The 13742-nt window shown below is 42.3% G+C and carries 10 protein-coding genes, 4 tRNA genes and 1 pseudogene; 7 read left to right on the top strand and 8 right to left on the bottom strand.

Annotated elements, in window-relative coordinates; all coding sequences use genetic code 11:
* Nucleotides 1-9: 9 nt before the first annotated feature.
* Complete coding sequence (locus F896_RS17960; RefSeq protein WP_016162320.1) at nt 10-348, bottom strand: hypothetical protein; 339 nt, start codon at nt 346-348, stop codon at nt 10-12.
* A 228-nt stretch (nt 349-576) separates the two neighbouring features.
* Here F896_RS17960 and F896_RS17965 point away from each other — a divergent pair, with 228 nt between their 5' ends.
* On the top strand, nt 577-2187 hold the full coding sequence (locus tag F896_RS17965) for a hypothetical protein (protein WP_016162319.1): 1611 nt from the start codon (nt 577-579) through the stop codon (nt 2185-2187).
* A gap of 179 nt (nt 2188-2366) precedes the next feature.
* Entirely contained in the window at nt 2367-3302 is a 936-nt protein-coding gene (locus F896_RS17970; RefSeq protein WP_005201368.1) for a hypothetical protein, read from the top strand.
* Between the two features lie 43 nt (nt 3303-3345).
* On the opposite strand, the gene F896_RS17975 is transcribed toward F896_RS17970, so the two are convergent.
* From F896_RS17975 to F896_RS18005, 7 genes are all read right to left on the bottom strand, one after another.
* Nucleotides 3346-3421: transfer RNA gene (locus F896_RS17975), tRNA-Glu, on the bottom strand.
* 105 nt (nt 3422-3526) lie between these two features.
* Nucleotides 3527-3602, bottom strand: a tRNA-Glu gene (locus F896_RS17980).
* Nucleotides 3603-3813: 211 nt separating this feature from the next.
* Entirely contained in the window at nt 3814-5220 is a 1407-nt protein-coding gene (locus tag F896_RS17985; protein WP_016162318.1) for an amino acid permease, read from the bottom strand.
* 110 nt (nt 5221-5330) lie between these two features.
* Nucleotides 5331-5406, bottom strand: a tRNA-Glu gene (locus F896_RS17990).
* Between the two features lie 69 nt (nt 5407-5475).
* Nucleotides 5476-5551 (bottom strand) — tRNA-Ala (locus F896_RS17995).
* Between the two features lie 58 nt (nt 5552-5609).
* Complete coding sequence (gene gltX, locus F896_RS18000) at nt 5610-7118, bottom strand: glutamate--tRNA ligase (protein ID WP_016162317.1); 1509 nt, start codon at nt 7116-7118, stop codon at nt 5610-5612.
* A 107-nt stretch (nt 7119-7225) separates the two neighbouring features.
* Nucleotides 7226-7468: a DUF4179 domain-containing protein gene (locus F896_RS18005; RefSeq protein ID WP_374755504.1), complete on the bottom strand. Its 243-nt coding sequence runs from the start codon at nt 7466-7468 to the stop codon at nt 7226-7228.
* Nucleotides 7469-7940: 472 nt separating this feature from the next.
* Between F896_RS18005 and F896_RS18010 the strand changes: the two genes are divergently transcribed.
* From F896_RS18010 to F896_RS18030, 5 genes and pseudogenes are all read left to right on the top strand, one after another.
* Entirely contained in the window at nt 7941-8936 is a 996-nt protein-coding gene (locus F896_RS18010; protein WP_016162316.1) for a sulfate ABC transporter substrate-binding protein, read from the top strand.
* 197 nt (nt 8937-9133) lie between these two features.
* Complete coding sequence (gene rsmH / locus F896_RS18015; RefSeq protein WP_016162315.1) at nt 9134-10054, top strand: 16S rRNA (cytosine(1402)-N(4))-methyltransferase RsmH; 921 nt, start codon at nt 9134-9136, stop codon at nt 10052-10054.
* A 2-nt stretch (nt 10055-10056) separates the two neighbouring features.
* Nucleotides 10057-10395, top strand: a complete 339-nt coding sequence (locus F896_RS18020) for a cell division protein FtsL (RefSeq protein WP_004803889.1) — start codon at nt 10057-10059, stop codon at nt 10393-10395.
* Nucleotides 10396-10405: 10 nt separating this feature from the next.
* Nucleotides 10406-12239 (top strand): annotated as a pseudogene (ftsI, locus tag F896_RS18025) (penicillin-binding protein PBP3).
* 3 nt (nt 12240-12242) lie between these two features.
* A complete protein-coding gene (locus F896_RS18030) occupies nt 12243-13742 on the top strand; it encodes a UDP-N-acetylmuramoyl-L-alanyl-D-glutamate--2,6-diaminopimelate ligase (protein WP_016162313.1) in 1500 nt (499 codons plus the stop codon).

Genomic DNA, 13742 nt, shown 5'->3' with positions numbered 1-13742 from the left:
TTTTTTATATTAGTTCTGCCACTCATTATTACAGTCACGGCATTTCCAATATTTTTGTGCTTGCATAAAGGCTTGCATTGAAATCTTAAAATCAGGTAGATCACGCCAGAACAGAACCCCTGCAATCACACAGATCGCAAATACGACAACCGTTGCGATTTGGAGACCTTGACCCTCACCATTGCCAAAAATCCACATTGCAACGCTAATCAACACCAAAATTAATAAAATAAAAATGGCAGGAACCAGAAGCACTAAACTTTTTGGTACGTTAGGACGAGGGCTGTTAGCACCCTGACTGACAGGCATAATTTTCACGCTTTGACATTTAGGGCAACGGTATTGCATAAAGGATTCCTATTGTGTTTTGCCCATTTTAGCGAAAATTATGCAAAAGCAAAAATCTTGAGCCTTTCAAATACATAAATTTACTTATTTTGTTGTTTATGATGTCACAAAGCCGACTCTTATATTTGCTCAAAAGCCTTGCTACAGCTCGTCTAAAGCCATTCGCAAAAGTCAGGGCAGTCTGCTAAGTTGCAATATGAGTGGGTTGAATAATGCGAAAGGAAACGCATGTTAAGCACCAAGATTCTAAAATTGCGTTTATCTCGTATTCAGAAGGGCAAAGAACATCTCTCCAGCCAAGATAAGTTGATGTTGGTGACGATGGAAAGCCCTGACCTCAGTGCGCATTTCCTGCTGCGTTTATTTAAGGTGACTTTACCCAAGCAATGGCAATTCAGGCATGAGAATGATGAAGACATTCTCTATGCCAGCCAATTGATTCAGTTGGTTGAGGATGAACTGCTGAGCGCTTATGAGTCACATGCGCGTAAATATGCATGGTATGAGCAGTGTTTGGTTTATCGTCTGAATTTCATTGTGAAACAGCCGAATCAGCAACACATCAATGGCTATCTACGTCAGTTGGATCGCTGTCTAGATCAACAACCGAAAATTGATCTTTTGCATTATTTCCAGCAACATTATCCAAGTGCGCAACATGCCATCGCACTGGCCAAAGCCTATGCAGGGGCGACACAATATAACCAAGCAATTGAATACTATGAATGGGCGGCACAACAATCACAGCAGCGTAATGAAACTGCCTTTTATACTTATATTGATTGTTTGTTGAGTCGCAATCAGCCTGAATATCAGCCACAGTTGAGTGATGTTGAATATGCGCTGCATCTGTTGCTACATCATCTGAAACCGATTGACCAGAAAAACCAGATCCAACGATTACAGCGTGCGGTCAGCTTATTATTACCCGAGTCGATACGGTGGACACGAGCTTCAAATACCAATCTATTGGCAGATATGGGACGTGGCCTAAATTCACTGGGGAAATCCTTAAATGGCATTTTTGGCGCTAAGCAATCGCATATCCCTTTTAGTCAGGACGTGATTGCAACTGCACCACAGCTTTTAACAGTGCAGCGTGTGCTCACAAGCTTGGTTCAGCAGAACACGATGCAAGCTGCATGGTCACGTCTTCTGGAGCCGGATACGGCCAGTACAGGGCAGGCCGATCTACCGCTTGCTTGTTTATGGCAGACCATCCAGCAGAATGCAGAGATTTTGCGTCTATTACAGCAACCTGTCCACTATGAGGAATTGCTTACTCAACTGACTCCAATTGAATCGAAGCCAAAACCTGATTTTGATCTGGGGCATATTCAGATGATCTTGGAACAAGGGCTGATGGCGTATTTAGGTGACATCCGTTTGAATAAACAACATCCCGAACGGAGTGTACTCTATGTGCAACGCGATATGGTTGTTCAGGATATGGTTGCTTTTGCCGTCTGGTTCAATCAGGAGGTTTTAGCTCCATATTTGCAACAACAACGTCAGCAGTTTGAGCAAGTGCGAAACGGATTGAGATTATTGGATGCATCCGCCTTAAGCAGTGGATTATTTGCCTTGCAGTTTGAAATGCAAAAATGTGGGCAGGATCTGTCTGATTGGATGACTCTAAAACTGCTAAAAGGCAGTGAGTTTGAGCAGATGCAAGCCGCATGGGTGGCATTACGTGAATTACCCAATTTTGGCATTGGACAAGAGAAAGTACAGCAGCTTGAATCGGCATTAGCACAATATAAAGCACTGCGTTGGAGTCAGATGCAGACGCTGAGCGCCGAAGATGGGCAGGCACCTATTCAAGCTGATGAGTCATAGAATTTTATGTAAAAGCGATGTTGGTCCGAAGCAACAAATAATTTGAAGCGATGCAACAAAAATAAGCAAATTGCTGTGCAGAGCATGCTAATCTACAGAAAAACGTCTAATAAGTTCAGAAAGCAGATCGACGCTCATAAGAAAAATGAGCCAGTAGCAAAGGGAAGAGGGAGAGCATCTTGAATCGACAAGATGATAAAAAGGCGATGTTTGATATTATGCCAGCAGATGTATCTTCATCTGATGATAAACCATCATTATCACGTCGACTAATTAATAAAACATTGCAACATGCACAAGATGCGGTTGAATTTGCCAGCGATACTTCTCGTAACATTGCAGGTGTGGCAGATGCGGCTCTAGACGCCTTAGATCATGTCACACACCAGACCAAGCGCGGTGTTGAAGGGGTGCGTAATACGGTACGCGATATGGTGTCAGAAACCAGCGAGGTCGCACGTCAGGTTGCTCTGGCGATGGCAAGAACATCTTTGGGGAAAAGCAGTCTCACCTTATATTTACCTGAAATGCTGCTGAATAATCAAATTCGAAAAAGAATGGATCGCAGCGAAATTGATGATATTAAAATTGAATGTGGTAATGATCGGTTCCATATTGAACTCGATGGGCACTATCGTCGTTTTCTGTATCGTCTTTCGCTTGAATTTAATGTCTTAGAGTGTCGTATTGGGCAGGAAAAGTATTTACGTCTGCGCCAAGTCGATGAGCATCTTGATCTACAAATTCGACATGGTGGCACCTTAACTAATTGGGCGGCACGTCGTGTTGGTAATGTGAGCTTCGAGTTAATTAATTCTTTGCCGATTCCGTTTTTGATCAATCATCTGATTCGTGATGTGCCAGGCATTCAAAAAGAAGGGCATCGCTTGTGGTATATCGATTTAGAAGAAGCGGGCTTTATTGATTTCATTAATAACCGTTCGTGGATGGTAGATAAGTTATTAAACCTGACTGATTTTAGTATTTTGCCAGGTTTGAATATCTTGCAGGAAAGTCGCGAGTTGGTACAACAGCTGGTTGATCAATTCGAGATCCGTGGCCTACGTGTGCAGTCTGGACGACTAGAAGTTCAGGTCGGGATTGGAACTGAATAGGCAATAAAAAAGCCACTGTCAATGCAGTGGCTTTTTCAGAATTTGGCGTCCCTACGGGGATTCGAACCCCGGTTACCGCCGTGAAAGGGCGATGTCCTAGGCCTCTAGACGATAGGGACATATCTGAGGAAATTTACCTGAGGATCGTATGTAAAACATATTGATCGCTAGGCCTAAATTCTCGGCAAAGATAAATTATAACCTTTGCTTTTCCTCGAATTTAGTGGCGTCCCTACGGGGATTCGAACCCCGGTTACCGCCGTGAAAGGGCGATGTCCTAGGCCTCTAGACGATAGGGACGTTTCAGAGGTGGGCGTATATTAGGGTGAATTAGATAGGGTGTCAAACACTTTTCTGAATAAAATCTAAAAAAAGTGGATAAGTGTCTAAAAATAAAACATGTTGCAGAATAAATAATCAAAAATAAGCAGTTAAGCAAAAAATATCGAGAAAATGCTGTTTTTAACAGACATAAAAAAATGCAGTCTGAGCTGCATTTTTTGCGTTTTGCTTATTTACGATGACGATAAAAAACGTAATGGCTTAAATAGCAGGCTGCGATAAACAATAAGCAGCCAATAAAGCCCGCTTGCATTTCAGGGTCTGCTGCCATACTTAAACCTGTAATAAAACAGAAGATAAAGCCTAGGATTGGTACGATAGGATAAAGCGGTGCAGCAAATTTTAAATCTTTTGCTGTATGGCCCGCTTTGTACCATTGGCGTCTAAAGTTAAATTGACTCCAGCAAATACTCATCCACACGATGACCATGGTAAATGCGGCAACACCCAGCAAATTCTTGAAAATCGTTTCAGGCGCAAAGTGCTCTGATAACAGCCCCGGAATCGCACCAAACATGGTCACGACCAGCGCAATAATCGGTGTGCCACTTTTTGATAAGCGTGAAAATACACTTGGTAACTGACGCTGATCAGACAAAGACCACATCATACGTGATGCAGCATAAAGACCCGAGTTTGCAGCAGAGAGTAGTGCAGTAATAATTACGAAACGGATAATATCATCGGCATAAGGAATACCAATGTAGTTAAATACCGTCACGAAAGGACTGCTACTCACCCCTTCACCACCTAAGCCCGCGACTTGGAATGGAAGTAAAGCACTGATCACCACGATTGTGCCGACAAAGAAAATCAATAAACGCCAGATGGCTGCATTGATTGCCTTTGGAACATTCTCAGCAGGGTCTTTGGTTTCACCTGCAGCGACACCAATCAATTCTGTGCCAGAAAAGGCAAAGTTAACAATCAACATCGTGGTAAAGATTGGTATAAGCCCTTGCGGGAACCAACCGTGTGCAGTCAAATTATGAAATAGCGGTGCTGATTCATAACCTTGGAATGGAATGAAACCAAAAATAGCCATCAAGCCTAGAATGATAAAGGCAATGACAGTGACCACTTTAACTAAGGCCAACCAGAATTCGGATTCGGCAAACATTCGGGTTGAGGTGAGATTTAAACCCAAAATGGTGACAGCAAAGATAATGGTCCAAATCCACATCGAAATGTGTGGAAACCATTCCTGCATCAGTAAGGCTGCAGCTGTAAATTCTGTACCTAAAGTTGCGGTCCACGTGAGCCAGTAGACCCAAGAAATCATATAACCTGTGCCTGGACCAATATATTTTTGAGCGTATGCACCAAAAGATCCAGCAACAGGCATGTGTACTGCAAGCTCACCTAAGCAGAGCATGACCATATAAGCAATTAAACCACCTAAAACATAGGCAATAATTGCACCCACAGGGCCGGTTTGAGCGATAACTTCGCCAGAACCTAAAAACAAGCCTGTACCAATCGCGCCGCCTAAAGAAAGCATGACTAAATGGCGAGTGCTCATGGCACGCTTTAGCGTTGTTGGTTCTGAATTCGCATTTGAGTTGGAAGATTGCATACGACAATTTGTCCAAGCATAGAGAAGCGGCTATTTTATGGAAAATTCGAAAATGTGCAATCTGATTGAGAAAGATTGTGAGAAAAATATAATTATTATATTTGAGAATATGGCGTCCCTACGGGGATTCGAACCCCGGTTACCGCCGTGAAAGGGCGATGTCCTAGGCCTCTAGACGATAGGGACAGATGAGGCAATACATAAATGACTGAAAATCTAGCGTCATCTCGGAAAAGCATTGCGATTTCGAGAATCTGGTGGAGCCAAGCAGGATCGAACTGCTGACCTCTACAATGCCATTGTAGCGCTCTACCAACTGAGCTATGACCCCAGAATGTGTGAGCGCAATATTAGGGGGAATGCGCTCACACGTCAATCATTAAACTGAATTAACTCTCACTATTTGCATCATTTTTCGGCAATTTTAGTGATTCATTTAGCTTTTCCCAAACTTTCAGCTCTTTCTTGCTTGGTCCACCCACAAGTTCTAGGGCATGACGTAAACGTGCAAAGGTCAAGTCTGGACCCAAAGTCACCATCGCTTGCATGACAGGCGTTGAACTGGTTGAGCCGGCAATTGCAATAAAGAAGGCTGGCATGAAATCACGTAATTTGATTTCCATCTGATTAGCCAAGTCCATCAAGGTCTGGCTGACAGTGTCATTATTCCAAGTAAACTGACTTTCTAAACGCCAAATTGCAAATTGTAAGCTTTGACGAACCTGTTCTTCGGTCAATTTTTTGCTTTCAAACTGCTCTTTGCTGATTTGTGGCATATGGTTGAAGTAAAAACCAGCCCAATTTACGGCTTCAGAGAGTAAATTGATACGCGGTTGAATTGCTGCTGCGATGTCTTCAAGCGTTTGACGATCACTTTTCCATGCCAATAAACGATCTAAAAGCTGTCCAGGCGTCAATCCTTTGATCCACTGACCATTGAGCCAGTTGAGTTTTTCAACGTCAAAGATTGGTCCACCCAGCGAAACACGTTGTACATCAAAGTTTTTAATCATGTCTTCTAGAGTGAATACTTCACGCTCATCAGGCATTGACCAGCCCATACGACCTAAATAATTTAATAACGCTTCTGGCAGAACACCGATATCACGATAGTAATTGATTGAGGTTGGGTTTTTACGTTTAGACAGTTTTGATTTGTCTGGGTTACGCAATAATGGCATGTGGCACAACGTCGGCATGTCCCAACCGAAATATTGATACAGCAATTGATGCTTCGGTGCAGATGGTAACCACTCCTCACCACGTAACACGTGTGTAATTTCCATTAAATGGTCATCCACCACATTGGCAAGGTGGTAGGTTGGTAAGCCATCTGTTTTTAACAGCACTTGCATATCGACTTGTGCCCATGGAATCTCAACTTCACCACGGAGTAAGTCATTAATTTTACAAATGCCTTCCTCTGGTACTTTCATACGGATGACATGGGGTTCACCCGCAGCAAGGCGATGTTGTACTTCTTCTTGTGATAATTTTAAGCCACGACCATCGTATTTTGGTGTTTCGCCGCGTGCTTGTTGTTCTGCACGCATTTGATCAAGTTCTTCTGCGGTTGCAAAACAATAAAAAGCGTGACCTTTTTCAACTAATTCAAGCGCGTATTGCTTATAAATACCCATACGTTCTGATTGGCGATAAGGGGCATGTGGGCCACCCACATCTGGACCTTCTGACCAGTTCAGGCCTAACCAGCGCAAAGAATCTAAAATCATTTTTTCAGATTCAGGCGTTGAGCGAAGTTGATCCGTATCTTCAATACGTAAAATAAACTCACCGCCATGCTGTTTGGCAAAACATAGATTAAATAACGCAATATAAGCTGTGCCTACATGTGGAAAACCTGTAGGAGAAGGCGCAATACGGGTACGAACTTTCATAAATTATCGAAGCTTAAATTTAAATTGAAACTATTATAACGAAAAAGCCTAGTCACAGCATGACTAGGCTTGATTTAAACATGTGAAGGGGCACATATTTAAAAATATTAAGAAGTATGTGGCTGGAATATGGTTTGAACGAAACGTGAAAAACGTTCATGTTGGCTGGCAAAGAAGGTCTGTGTTGGTGTGGTACGAATCGTATTCAACATTTTTAACTCATCGTCTGACGATGGTAATAAACCCGTATTACGTTTTTGCTGGTCAAGCGCTTTGACAATTAAGCTTGAAGATGATTTATCAATTGTTTTTATGTTATTGCTTTCTTTAATTGCTGCCGCATGCCCCATTTGAACAGAAGCTGCTAAAAATAAGCTTAAGCATAGTGCTTTTTTCAATTTTAATGCTCGCATTGCTCACATCCCCTTCATGATTTTGAGTCTACAAGACTAACCAAACAACTATAGTATTGCTTTAATAATACGATTTAAACATAAATCTTAATAAAAAAGTATAACTACGTCACACTTTTTACAAAAATCTTAAAATTTGACACATCTTGATATGTATTTATAGCAAAATGCCTACTTTGTGTGCAAGTTGAATTTAGCAAGCAAATGTGTAGAAAAAGTGGAGAATGATAATTTTTCTCATTTTGTCATAAAAATAAAAGGCTGGGTATTGTTTTAATACAAAAAATACGGGCTAGGGCTATATCTTAAAAATAGAATAGCAATAAATTTATTGATATAACTATATGATTGTAAATTCTTTTTAAAGAAATATAGTGGTGACAAACGGGGCGAAATGAGTAAACAATAAATGAAAACTGTCATCGCAGCAGCATTGTTGGCGTTGGGCTTAAATGGTGTAGCACAAGCGGCAACTACTTTTTTAAACGTGTCTTATGATCCAACACGTGAGTTTTATCAAGAATATAATCAAGCATTTGGTCAGTACTGGAAGAAGAGAATAGGACAAGATGTTGACTTCAAACAGTCGCATGGTGGCTCGGGTAAACAGGCGCGTTCAGTAATAGATGGCTTACAGGCAGACGTTGTAACGCTCGCATTGGCCAATGATATTGACGAAATTGCCAATGCCGGTTTGATTCGTAAAGATTGGCAAAAACAATTCAAGGATAATTCTGCACCTTATACCTCAACCGTGGTATTTCTAGTGCGTAAGGGCAATCCAAAGAATATTCGTGATTGGAATGACTTGACCAAGTCAGGCGTGGAAATCATCACTCCAAACCCAAAAACGGGTGGTGCACCGCGTTGGATTTATTTATCTGCTTGGGGGTATGCATTGAAACAGCCAGGTGGTAATGATGCCAAGGCACGTGAGTTGGTGAAAAAGCTTTATCAAAATGTCAAAGTCTTAGACTCAGGTGCGCGTGGTTCACTTACCACTTTTGCTGAACGTGGCATTGGCGATGTATTGTTGTCTTGGGAAAATGAAGCGTTATTGGCAACTCAAGGCTTAGGGAAAGATAAATTTGAAATTGTGTATCCTTCAATTTCGATTTTGGCTGAACCTTCTGTGGCAATCGTTGATAAAACCGTAGATAAAAATGGCAACCGACAATTGGCGCGTGGTTACTTAAATTTCCTTTATTCACCTTTGGGGCAAGAGCTGGCTGCGAAATATTATTTCCGTCCGCGGAACCCGCAAGTTGCTGCTAAATATGCTCAGCAATTTCCAAAGATTAAACTCTTCAAGATTGATGATGTGTTTGGTGGCTGGGCAAAAGCACAAAAAACACATTTTGTGAATGGTGCGATTTTTGACCAAATTTATGCGGAAAAACCATAAATTCAGTTCATACTGAGATTAAAGTGAACGATCGAAAAGCAAATACTGAAGGTGTTTGCTTTTTTATTGAGTGAAAAATGATAAGAAAACGGTTTTATCTATGAAAAGTTAAGAATTCTCTACAAAAAGTCGTTTGGTGCTGGCATAAAACAAGGTGATAATGTGCAGTTACATTTTCAGCTGTTGATTCATTTCTTATGTCGCATATTTCTGTCTTACTTCATGAAACCGTTGATGGCGTATTGGCAGGTCGCGATACTGGTGTTTTTGTCGACGCGACTTTTGGTCGTGGTGGACATACCAAGTTATTACTTTCAAAATTAGACCAAAATGCACGTGTTTATGCCTTCGATAAAGACCCACAAGCCCTTGAAGTTGCAGCACAATTAGAACAAGAAGATCCACGTTTTAAAATTATTCATGCCAGTTTTGCAGATATTCAATCCGAGTTAGCTCAAATTGGTCTGACTGAAGTTGATGGCATTATGGCTGACTTAGGTGTGTCATCACCACAATTGGACCAAGCTGAACGTGGTTTTAGTTTTATGCAAAATGGGCCGTTGGATATGCGAATGGATAATTCGCAAGGTTTAACAGCAGCAGAGTGGCTGCTTAAAATTGAAGAAGAAAAACTCGCAAACATTATTTACCAATATGGCGAAGAACGTTATAGCCGTCGGATTGCCAAAGCCATTAAACTGGCAGGTGAAATGACAACGACTGCTCAACTGGCAGAAGTGGTTAAAACCGCACATCCAAAATGGGAAAAGCATAAGCATCCTGCAACGCGTACGTTTCAGGCGATTCGTATTGCCATTAACAAAGAACTCGATGATATCGAGACATTTTTACCGCAAGCTGTCACATTATTAAAACCAACTGCGCAGCTGGCAGTGATTAGCTTTCATTCTTTGGAAGATCGTTTAATCAAGCAGTTTATTCAAAAAGAATCGAGTTTGGCTGAAGACACGAGCTGGGGTATGCCTCAAGCACAGGTCGATACTCGACGTTTAAAGAAAGTTTCTCGTATTCGTGCGAGCGAAGCAGAAGTAAAAGCAAATCCTCGTTCGCGTAGTGCATGGCTACGTGTGGCTGAGCGTTTAGAGCAAAAAGGCTGAGAATGAACAACAAGAATGATGACGACGTTAAACCAAGCAGCAGAAAAGGACTGAAAAAGGTTGTTGTGTATGCTGTACTCGTTGCATTGGTGTTTACAAGTGCGATGATGGTGGTGTTCCAAGTGTTTGAATACCGTCATGATTATCGCGACTTGAGTGCATATATGCGTGAAAGAGATGATTTAAACGCTGAATGGGGGCGTTTATTGATTGAACAGCAAACCTTTGGTGCAACCGCACAGATCGGTTCTCGCGCAGTTACACAACTACGTATGTTCTCACCTCCAGCAACGCAGACGGTTGTGATTTCTTTACCTATGACTTCAAAGCAAGATAAATAAGGCATGCTGTATGGCAGATAAGCGAAGTAAACCAATACGAAAAAAACAGCAGTCTATTTCTGAAAGACCGACCCTTGCTTTGGATATGTGGCGCTTTTATCTGCTTTGGGGAACGGTACTCCTTTGTTTTGTTGTGTTGATTGCACGTGCGTTCTACGTACAAGTGGTCAATAAGGACTTTTTGCAAAATAAGGCCAATGCCAATATTTTAAGGACTGAGCGTTTAGAGGCGATGCGTGGTGTGATTAGTGATCGCCATGGTGTACCTTTGGCGATTAGTACTCCGATCATGAAAATTGTGATGGACCCAAGAGATTATTGGGAAACCAAACAGCAATTTGATGACATCACGGCAGAACTCAAAAAAGACCCAAATAATCGTAAATTAAAACGTCAATTGCCTGATAAAAACTTGAACCTAGATGAATTGGCAGATGCAGTTGGTGTAGATCGTGCAGATTTAAAGAAACAAATGCAGGCACGTCCACGTTCACGTTATTTAGTTTTGCAAAAAGAAATTCCACCACAACAAGCTGATTTGATTACCAAGCGTAATTTCCAAGGCGTTTATGCCGAGAAAAGTTATAAACGCTACTACCCACAGCCGCAGCCGAATGCACAGATTATTGGTTTGACCAATAGTGAAGGGGTGGGGATTGAAGGTTTGGAAATGCAACTGAATAAGCAGTTGTCAGGCATGGATGGTGAACAGAAAATTATCCGTGATAAAAAGGGTAATCGTCTGAAAGTTTCAGAAGTGATCAAAGAAGTTGAATCAGGTGAAAATGTCACCCTGAGTATCGACTCACGTTTGCAATATATTATGTACCGTGAACTGACTGCTGCTGGTGTCGCCAACAATGCACGTTCAGCAACTGCGATTGCGGTTGATGTTAAAACGGGTGAAATTTTGGCGATGACCAGTTGGCCGTCGTATAACCCGAACGATAAGAAGGGTCTCAGCAATAAAGATGCGATGCGTAACCGTGGCGCGATTGATATGTTTGAACCAGGTTCAACCATGAAGCCATTTACAGTGGCTGCTGCCTTGGAAAGCGGTAAATACACGCCGAATACGATTGTAAATACTTCACCAGGATCGATGCGTTTAGGTTGGCATACCATTCGAGATACACATAACTATGGTGCTTTAACCGTTTCTGGAGTGATTATCAAATCCTCAAACGTCGGTTCGGCTAAAATCGCCCTGTCTTTACCAAAAGATACCGTCCCGTCTTTTTTTAGACGTGCAGGTTTTGGTCATCGTTCAGCGGTGAAATTTCCAGGTGAAAGTTCTGGTTTGCTCTATTCAGGTGATAAGCTCAATCCATCGCAGTTGGGAACGATGGCTTATGGTTATGGTTTGAATGCGACAATTTTACAAGTTGCACAAGGCTATGCCATGTTGGCAAATCATGGCGTACAAATGCCATTGAGTTTGCGAAAATTGGATAAGGCCCCAGAAGGCACACAGGTGTTGAGTCCTAAAATTGCGGATCAAGTACTGACTATGCTTGAGCAAGTGACCATGCCAGGCGGAACCGCGAAACAAGCGGTGATTCCAGGTTATCGCGTTGGCGGTAAAACGGGGACGGCACATAAGTTGCGTGCAGACCGTAAAGGTTACTCAAACAGTGAGTATCGTGCTTTATTTGCAGGTGTTGCGCCGATTAGTGATCCGCGTTTAGCCATGATTGTGGTGGTTGAAAACCCACAAGGTCGTTATTACGGTGGCTTGGTTGCTGCACCTGTATTTGCGCGTATCATGCAAGAGTCTTTGCGTCTTTTGAATGTGCCTTTAGATAAACCACTTGATACTTCTATAAAATCCAATCCGTAGGTAAATTATGTCGATTCGTTTTCAACAGATACACCCGATCAGCATAGATGCGGCTTGGTATACCCAACCTTTTCAGGGTTTTTCTTTGGATAGTCGTAAGGTTGAGAAAGGGCAAATTTTTATTGCTTTAAATAGCTATAGCCAACCTGAAAAAACACGCCAGTTTGCGCAAAATGCTTTGGATGCAGGTGCATTGGCCGTGATCAGTGAGGCACCATTGGGTCTCGAAAATGAATGGGTTTGTGCTGATGTCCGTTATCAAATGGGCGAATGGCAAAGGCAGTATTTACAAGCGACTGTTCCTGTTCAACCCTTGCGTGGTATTGCGGTGACAGGAACCAATGGAAAAACTACGATTTCACGCCTCATTGCGGAGCTGATTAGTTCACAAGGTAAAGGCTGTGCGGTGATGGGGACGACAGGTAACGGTATTCTGCCAAATTTAACGCCATCTACACATACCACCTTGGATGCACTGCAACTACAGCATGCGTTACATGATTATGCCAAACAAGGCGCAAGTTTTGTCGCACTGGAAGCCAGTTCACATGGTTTGGAGCAAGGGCGTCTTAATGGTTGTGAGCTTGAAATTGCAGTGTACAGTAATTTAAGTCGTGACCATCTGGATTATCACGGTACTTTGGAAGCTTATGCTGAAGCCAAAGCCTTATTGTTTAAATTTACAACTTTAAAAGCCGTAGTGATTAACTTGGATGATGCACATGCACATCTGATGTTGGATGCTGCGAAGGCTAATCCAGCACAACCTAAAATTCTGACTTATTCTTTAACTCAGACGACAGCGGATTATTATATTGCGGATTTGCAATATCGCTTGAGTGGAGCAAGTTTTACATTAATCGCTCCGACAGGTCACTATGTGGTGCAAAGTCCATTACTTGGACAGTTCAATGTTGAGAACTTATTGGCAAGTTTGATTGCAGCAGAGTCGGCAGGTTTTGCCTTGGCGGATTTGGTCCAGTTTGTTCCACAACTGAAAGGCGCACCAGGCCGTATGCAGGTTATTCAAGATGCTGATCGTCTATTTGTGGTTGATTATGCGCATACACCAGATGCCTTGATCCAAGTGCTGACGACATTGAAACGTCATGTGACTGGACAATTATGGGCTGTGTTTGGTTGTGGTGGCGATCGTGATCGTGGCAAACGTCCACTTATGACTCAAGCTGCACTTGATCATGCTAATCCCGTTGTGCTTACTTCGGATAATCCGCGAACTGAAAATCCTGAACAGATTTTTGCGGATATGAAGCACAGCATCAGTTTCGCAGAACATGAGATGCATGAAATTCATGATCGTCGTGAAGCGATTAAATTTGTGGTGGCGCAGGCCCAAGCTGGTGATATTGTAGTGATCGCGGGCAAAGGACATGAAAACTATCAGGAAATTGATGGGGTTCGCCATTGGTTTGATGATGTGGTTGAGGTGCAGTCTGCGATTGATGCACAGCCACATCCTGTCGATTCAGCCTATCCTGCGCAATAA

Source organism: Acinetobacter genomosp. 15BJ (assembly GCF_000400715.1).
Lineage (GTDB): Bacteria > Pseudomonadota > Gammaproteobacteria > Pseudomonadales > Moraxellaceae > Acinetobacter.
This window is presented reverse-complemented; position numbering and strand designations above follow the sequence as displayed.

Excerpts from the sequence above, each read along its gene's own strand:
- gltX (WP_016162317.1), bottom strand. The coding sequence starts at position 7,118 with ATGAAAGTTCGTACCCGTATTGCGCCTTCTCCTACAGGTTTTCCACAT.
- F896_RS18030 (WP_016162313.1), top strand. The coding sequence starts at position 12,243 with ATGTCGATTCGTTTTCAACAGATACACCCGATCAGCATAGATGCGGCT.
- F896_RS17965 (WP_016162319.1), top strand. The coding sequence starts at position 577 with ATGTTAAGCACCAAGATTCTAAAATTGCGTTTATCTCGTATTCAGAAG.
- F896_RS18020 (WP_004803889.1), top strand. The coding sequence starts at position 10,057 with ATGAACAACAAGAATGATGACGACGTTAAACCAAGCAGCAGAAAAGGA.
- F896_RS17960 (WP_016162320.1), bottom strand. The coding sequence starts at position 348 with ATGCAATACCGTTGCCCTAAATGTCAAAGCGTGAAAATTATGCCTGTC.
- F896_RS17985 (WP_016162318.1), bottom strand. The coding sequence starts at position 5,220 with ATGCAATCTTCCAACTCAAATGCGAATTCAGAACCAACAACGCTAAAG.
- rsmH (WP_016162315.1), top strand. The coding sequence starts at position 9,134 with ATGTCGCATATTTCTGTCTTACTTCATGAAACCGTTGATGGCGTATTG.
- F896_RS18010 (WP_016162316.1), top strand. The coding sequence starts at position 7,941 with ATGAAAACTGTCATCGCAGCAGCATTGTTGGCGTTGGGCTTAAATGGT.
- F896_RS18005 (WP_374755504.1), bottom strand. The coding sequence starts at position 7,468 with ATGGGGCATGCGGCAGCAATTAAAGAAAGCAATAACATAAAAACAATT.